General features: G+C 70.7%; 6 protein-coding genes. All 6 read right to left on the reverse strand.

Features of this window, described 5'->3' with window-relative positions; all coding sequences use genetic code 11:
* Nucleotides 1-23: 23 nt before the first annotated feature.
* Nucleotides 24-1,394 carry a bifunctional albaflavenone monooxygenase/terpene synthase gene (locus tag M878_RS63325; RefSeq protein ID WP_023546874.1) on the reverse strand — a complete coding sequence of 457 codons (1,371 nt, stop codon included), beginning with the start codon at nt 1,392-1,394 and terminating at the stop codon, nt 24-26.
* Complete coding sequence (cyc1, locus tag M878_RS63330) at nt 1,391-2,476, reverse strand: epi-isozizaene synthase (RefSeq protein ID WP_031224891.1); 1,086 nt, start codon at nt 2,474-2,476, stop codon at nt 1,391-1,393. Before cyc1 ends, M878_RS63325 begins: the two co-directional genes overlap by 4 nt.
* Nucleotides 2,477-2,777: 301 nt before the next feature.
* Nucleotides 2,778-3,428: a peptide deformylase gene (gene def / locus M878_RS63335; RefSeq protein WP_023546876.1), complete on the reverse strand. Its 651-nt coding sequence runs from the start codon at nt 3,426-3,428 to the stop codon at nt 2,778-2,780.
* A gap of 126 nt (nt 3,429-3,554) precedes the next feature.
* On the reverse strand, nt 3,555-4,535 hold the full coding sequence (locus M878_RS63340) for a hypothetical protein (protein ID WP_023546877.1): 981 nt from the start codon (nt 4,533-4,535) through the stop codon (nt 3,555-3,557).
* A 100-nt stretch (nt 4,536-4,635) separates the two neighbouring features.
* Nucleotides 4,636-5,928 (reverse strand): HD-GYP domain-containing protein, encoded by a 1,293-nt coding sequence (locus M878_RS63345; RefSeq protein ID WP_023546878.1) that lies wholly within the window; start codon nt 5,926-5,928, stop codon nt 4,636-4,638.
* A partial coding sequence (locus tag M878_RS63350) for an HD-GYP domain-containing protein (protein ID WP_031224892.1) occupies nt 5,925-6,895 on the reverse strand: 971 nt, incomplete at its 5' end. The genes M878_RS63345 and M878_RS63350, both read right to left, overlap by 4 nt.

Here is a 6,895-nt window from a genome sequence, read left to right on the forward strand (position 1 = left end):
AGCGCACGCCGGTAGCAGGTGATCTACCAGGGCATCGCCCGCAGTCGCAGATCGTGCGGGCGCAGGGTGATGCCCACCCGGGTCGTGTCGTTCGACCCGCTGACCTGCTCGAAGCGGTACTTCGCCGAGATCGCCGCGGTGATCAGGCTCAGCTGGGTCATCGAGAAGTGGTCGCTGGGGCACTTGCGGTTGCCGACGCTGAAGGGGCTCATGGCGTACTTCGGTACGTCCTTGGCCCGCTCCGGCAGCCATCGGTCGGGGTCGAAGTCGAGGTGGCGGTCGTACGAGTGGGCGTCGCGCTGGATCGCGTACGGGCTGTAGACGATGTCCGCCCCGGCCGGAATGCGATACCCGCCGAGTTCGGTGTCCGTCACCGCGCGCCGCGTCAATATCCATACGGCGGGCCTGAGCCGCATGGCCTCGACGACGACATTGTTGGTGTGCGTGAGTGTGCGGACGTGCTCGAATCCGACCGGTCGGCCGCCGGTCACGGATTCGACCTCGGTCCGTACCTTCTCGGCGTGTTCCGGGTGTTCCGCGAGCACCTGCAGCAGCCACATGATCGTGGAGGCGACTGTTTCGCTGCCGGGGGTGAGTATCGCGACGACCTGGTCGTGGATCTCCTGTTCGCCGATGGGGTCGCCATTGTCGTCCTTCGCCTCCAGCAATGCCGTCAGCAAATCGTCCGGCTTTTGACCAGATGCCCTCCGCTCGGCGACGATCTCGTCGACCAGCAGATGCAAATCGGCCAGCGCCCGGTTGAATTCGCGGTTGGCCGGGAACGGCAGCCGGTACAGCGGCCCGAGCGGGACGACCATGCGCCGGTACATGCCGCGGAAGACGGAGGCGAGGTCGACGCTGAGCCGCTCGGCGCGCTCGTCCATGTAGTCGCCGCGCAGCAGGCAGCGGGCGGCGATGCGGACGGCGACCCGGAAGGACTCGGAGGTGCAGTCGATGGTCTCGCCGGGCCGCCAGCGCTCGGTCAGCGCATGCGCCTCCTCCTGCATGATCGGTCCGTAGTCGGGGATGGCGTCCAGCCGGAACGCGGGCTGGATGGTGCGGCGCTGGCGGCGGTGCCGGGGCCCGTTGGCGGTGGCCACGCCCTCCTTGCCGAGCAGCCCTTCCAGGGACTCCCACAGGGGTCCGTCGATCTTGAAGTCGGGGCTGAGCGCGAGCGCGCCGGTGAGCGCCGGGGTGGTGACGGCGTACACCGTCTTGGGGCCGAGCTTGAGGCGTACGACGTCGCCGTGCTCGCGGAGCCGGGACATGAAGGCGAGCGGATCACGGACCAGTTTCAGGCCGTGCCCGAGGCCCGGCACGGCCCCGCCGGCCAGGGGCGGTTCGCGCAGTTCGGAGGTCTCGGGGGTCAGGGGCTGCGCAGACTCGACGGTCATTTCTCACCTGCCGCTTCGTTCGTGACGTACGGGGGCGTGGACCGGTCGTCCCAGGTGTCGACCATGTACCGGCCGGACTCGTGGTGGAACCAGTACACGGAGCTGAACCAGTTGCGCATATTGCCGACACAGGCGCGCACCGCGGTGCTCAATTCCTTTCCGCGGACCGTACCGTCGGCGAGTTGGTCGGCGAACCGCAGGGCGACCTGCTCTGCTTCGAGGAATTCGCTGATGCATTCCTCGACGCGCCGCCTTACTTCGTCCACCGCTTCCTCGAGACTCAGCCCCTCATGGGTGATGAGGCTGATTCCGAGATTGTGGACCTCGTCGCCCGCTATTTCCTTCGGCAGCGAGCAGAGATCGTTGTACCAGGCGGCGAATTCCTGGCTGAGCAGAGCCGCCCGGCGATAGGCCGGGTTTTTCCTTATGGCGTTCGGGAGTTCGCACCCCGCACTCGGCTCGAGCAGGTCCGTCCAAATCCAGTGCGCGAAGGTATGCCGGCGCAGGGCGAGATATTCCTCGACACCGGGTATGTATCCCGTGGTGCGGTTGCGGAACTCGCGGTCGTAGGCCTCGACCACCGCGTGGAAGTGCCGGGCGAACCGCTGGTTCCAGGTGCGCGGCAGGAAGCCGTACAGCCGCAGCACGCTGTCCGCGAACCCCGCGACCAGCGGATCCGGGTGGTGCAGATGGTGCCGGGGTGCGTCGAGGGCCGCGTGCAGGCGGTACCTCAGCCGCCGCCAGGCACCGACCCGGCCGTGGACCCTGTCCCGGTCGTGACGGTCGTCCCAGACGAAGAACCACGCGCTGTAGTCGGCGATGGCCTGCAGGACCTCCTCAGGGGCGCCGAGGTAGTAGCCCGCCATCAGGTCCGTGTAGCAAAGTCCGTCGGCATATTCATGCACCTTGTCCGCCGGCATGAACCGTTTTTCCAGCAGCCAGCGTCGTGTCATCTGCTGGAGCCGCGGCCAATACGGATGCAGTTGCCGGGGAAAGGCGGACTCGATCACCGGAAGTACCAGTGAGGGTGGTACTACGACCGCCGTCGGCGTCGCGGTGGTGCTGTGTGGGAAAGCTTGCACGGACAAACCCCTCTCAGCCGCCTGGAGCGCACGCCCCCCGGTGTGCCGGGCGCGCGCCGCTGCGTATCCCGCCCTCCCCATTCAGCACCACAACTGACCGCCAGGGGAACGGATTTGCTTCACTCACTACCCCAAGGTGCCGAGAATCTCCCCCCACATGACCGATTAGGGATCACAACAAGCACAGAAGGGACCGGTTGCACAACGCACGGACGGACACACGGACGAGCGAGGCGTGCTCGTACGAAGGGCGCCCGACAGGGAGTGATCCCCGTCGGGCGCCCAGGCAGGCCGGTGCCGGCTAGTCGTTCGCGACCACCGGATAACGTGGCTCGTTCTCGCCCATCTGCCGCAGCGCATCCTTGCGGTCCCGCTTGGACAGCCGGTCGATGTACAGGTAGCCGTAGAGGTGGTCGGTCTCGTGCTGCAAACACCGTGCGAAGTAACCGGTGCCGCGGACCTTGATCGGGTTGCCCTGTTCGTCCTGGCCGGTGACCTCGGCGTAGTCGGGACGGGCGAGCGGCGCGTAGGCCGTCGGCACGGAGAGGCAGCCCTCGTTGCTGTCGTCCAGCCGGCGCTTGTCGGCCGGCAGGTCGACCAGCTTCGGGTTGCACACCACGCCCACGTGCCGGGCGCCCTCGTCGTCCATGCAGTCGTAGACGAAGACCTTCAGGTCGACACCGATCTGGTTGGCGGCGAGGCCCACGCCCTCGGCGGTGCGCTGGCTGGCGAACATGTCGGCGGCCAGCTGCCCCAGCTCCTCGCCGAACTCGGTGACGTCCTTGCACTCCTTGTGCAGCACCGGGTTGCCGACGACCGTGATGGGCCGCGAGGTCCCACGCTCCCGCCAGGCCTTCTCGCGCTCCTCGCAGTCCTCCGTGTCGACGACATAGCCCTCGTCGTCGACGGGGAGCACGCCCGCGTGCTGCTGATCGGTGTCCTGCTGCGCCATGACCGACGTACGCCTTCCTGCACAAAATCTGAGAGTGAATGCTGATACAGGGTACGTGGGCGCGCCCCGCAGGGGCGCGGGGAACTGCGCGACCAGCCACAACGGACTCTCAGTCGGCAGACTGCCTCAGCACACCTCTTCGAGATCCCGCCAATCACGCGAGTCCGGGCTGTCAGCCACCCACCCGTCCAGCAACCCACGAACCAGCGAGGCCGGCGCAGCCACCCCGCACTCCCGCTCCGGCACCCACAGCTGCCCGTCCGTCCGATGGCCGAGCGGCCCGGGATGACCGGGCTCACTGTGGTCGTGCGGGTCCAGGTGAACCCCTTCGCCCTCATCCGACGGCATCCGCGACTCCGAGCACATCCGGCACAGCAGCCGCACCGAGGAGGACCAGTCCTCCGCGGCGAACCCCGCGTCCGCGGCCAGCTGCTCCAGCGCGTCCCGGTCCGCCTCCGTGGCCGCCTCCAGCAGGACCACCCAGGTCGGCACGGGTGAGGGCGCCCACAGCTCGATCTCGTCGAAGACCGGGTAGGCATGGCCGGTGGACGTCGTGCGCTCGCCGTGCGGGACGCCGTCGTGCAGGACGACCTCGCCCCAGCGCCGCCCGGACGAGGGAAGCGGGATGGAGAGCACCTCGATCCGCGCCGGGTCCAGCCTGCGGCCCCAGACGACCTCGGCCTCACCCTCCGGAGAGAGCCGTACGGCCGCGCTGCCCAGCTCCATGCCGACCGGTTCCGTGGCCACGGTGGCGCCGCCGGGCACCTTCAGCCCGTACGCCTGCCAGGCGCGGCGGGCCAGCGGCCAGTCCTGCAGGGCGGTGGCGGCGATACCGACGTTCCACCAGTCGGGCGCCCCGGCCTCCCGGTCCAGCAGCGCCACCGCGCGGAGCCCGGCCGCGCGGGCCTGCTCCCAGTCGTGCCGGAACTTGTGCAGCAGGGCGAGGTTGAACCAGGACTCCGACAGCCAGGGCTCCAGGTCGGCGGCCCGTGTCAGCAGCTCGCCCGCGTCCTCGTACCGGCCGTCGCCGATCAGCGTGAAAGCACGGTCGGTGGCCTGCCGCCAGGAGGCGGAGGGCCGGTGCCGTCCCTTGCCGAAGATCCTCACGATTCCCGCCTGCCAGTTCCAGTTCCGCTCAGTGGGCTGGCTTGTGCCCCCGGACACCCTCTCCCTCGCATCCAACCACGTACGGCGGGAAAGGCGCTCATTACCCATGGGTTACCCAGCGGCGGGCAGGGTCAGACAGTGCCGTACCTCTCCCGTCGTCGTCCACCGGCGCGCGCTGGGGCCAGGCCCGTGGCCGGGCCAGCACCCGGGCGAGGGACTCCACCACCTCGGGAGCGTAGTCACCGGCGGTGCCGAGGCGCAGTTCCTCCAGTGCCCGCAGGGGGCCCTCGGGGCCGGCGTCCCGGCTCTTCTCCTCGTAGGCGTTCACGGCCCGGATGATCCGCGCGGCGAGCGGCTGTTCGCGGTAGGGGTCCGCCTGCCGTTCCACCATCACGGCGACGGCCGCGGCCACCCCGGTCTGCCGGACGACGGCGCCGCCGAGCAGCGCGATGCGCCGCTGTTCCTCCGGGGGCAGCTCGGCGGTGGCGCCGGCCGGGACCGGGTCGAGCAGGCTGAGCTGGCCGATGTCGTGCATGAGGGCCGCGTACTCCAGAACGGTCAGTTCTCCCTCGGTCAGGCCGAGATCCCGGCCGACGGCGAGGCTGAGCGCGGCGACCCGGCGGGCGTGCCCGGCGGGGGCGCACCCGGCTATCTCGGTGGCGCGGGCCAGGGAGGCGATGGTCTGCCGATAGGTGGCGCGGACGGCCGCGTACCGGCGCACGGACAACTGGGTGAGCAGCAGGGGCAGACAGAACACGGGCAGCGCCCACAGCCCGACGACGGCGACCGCGAGCGCCATCACCGCGCCGGTCGCGCAGACGGCGGAGCCGATGCCGAGCAGCCCGCGCAGCTCCTCGCGCAGCAGCGGGCCGAAGGGCCAGCGGGTGCGGGAGCGGGCGAGAGCGGCGGCCAGAACGGCGTCGCACAGGGCGGTGAGACCGAGCAGGGTGACCAGGAGGAGGGCGTAGGCGGGGCCGTTCCAGGCGGCGAACAGGCCCTTGTTGTACAGGGGTTGGAAGCAGACGGCGGTGAAGCCGACGGTGAGCACGCGGCGGGCCAGAGGGTCGAGGGTGGGGGTGCGCCCGGACCAGATGTGCGGTACGGCGCCGAGCAGGGCGGCGGCGAGGACGACGGTGACGACCTGCGCCGGGCCTGCTTGCGTGGGCCGCCCGGCGTCCGCTCCGAGCAGGGCGTACGACAGCGAGCCGGCGGTGCCGAGGGGCGCGGCCTGCCGTACCTGGGCGCCGCTCCACCGGGTCAGCTCGCCGACGGCTATGAGCACCCCGAAGGCGAGCGCGACGCCCCGGTCGTCGAGGCCGGTCCACAGCGTGACGGCGAGGGAGCCGGCCGCGGTGAGGGCGGCGGCGCCGTGGACGATGCGCAGGGCGGTCACCGGGGTGCCCCGGAGACCGGCTTCCGGCCCCGCAGCTCGTACGGTGTCTCGTCGGCGGTGACCGTGGGATGCCAGCCGTAGCGGCCCAGCGCACGGGCGAGCGCCCCGACCATCCGGGGGTCGAACTGCGTGCCCGCGCAGCGCCCCAGCTCGGCGACGGCCGCCTCGACGGGCCGGGCCCTGCGGTAGGAGCGGGTGGAGGTCATGGCGTCGAAGGCGTCGGCGACGGCGACGACCCGGGCGCACTCGGGGATCTGGGTGCCGACGAGGCCGTACGGGTAGCCGGTGCCGTCGAGGCGTTCATGGTGGTGCAGAATCGCGGCGCGGGCCTCACCGAGGAAGGAGATCCCGCGGACCATCTCATGGCCGTACTCGGGGTGCAGTTCGATGATCCGGCGTTCCTCGGGGGTGAGCGGGCCGTCCTTGCGCAGCAGCCGGGTGGGGACGCCGAGCTTGCCGACGTCGTGCAGGATGCCGGCGAAGCGCAGCACCTCGACGCGCTCGTCGTCCATGCCGAGTTCGCGGGCGATCATCACGGAGGCCTGTCCGACGCGTTCGCTGTGGCCGCGGGTGTAGCCGTCCTTGATGTCGACGGCCTGCACGAGCGCGCGGATGGTGGCCTGGTGGGCGGCGCGTTCGCGGTGGTACTGGGCGAAGATCCACCAGGACACGCACATCGGCAGCAGCACCAGCAGGGCCGCGACCGGGCCGTACGGGCTGCGCCACAGCACGGCCATCATCAGCCCGGCGAGTCCGTGCACCGCGACCGGCGCGAGCGAGCGGGACAGCAGCCCGCGCCAGGCCCGGCGCAGCGGGACGCCCAGGGCGACCGCGCGGATGCCGCCGTCGAGGACGGTGAGGATCAGGCAGAAGGCGAGGACGGCCGCGCCGACGGGCAGCAGCGCGTACGGGAAGTGACAGTCGACGACGGCGTTCCGGCCGCCGAGCGCCCAGTGCACCCGGGCGG

It is taken from the genome of Streptomyces roseochromogenus subsp. oscitans DS 12.976, assembly GCF_000497445.1.
GTDB lineage: Bacteria > Actinomycetota > Actinomycetes > Streptomycetales > Streptomycetaceae > Streptomyces > Streptomyces oscitans.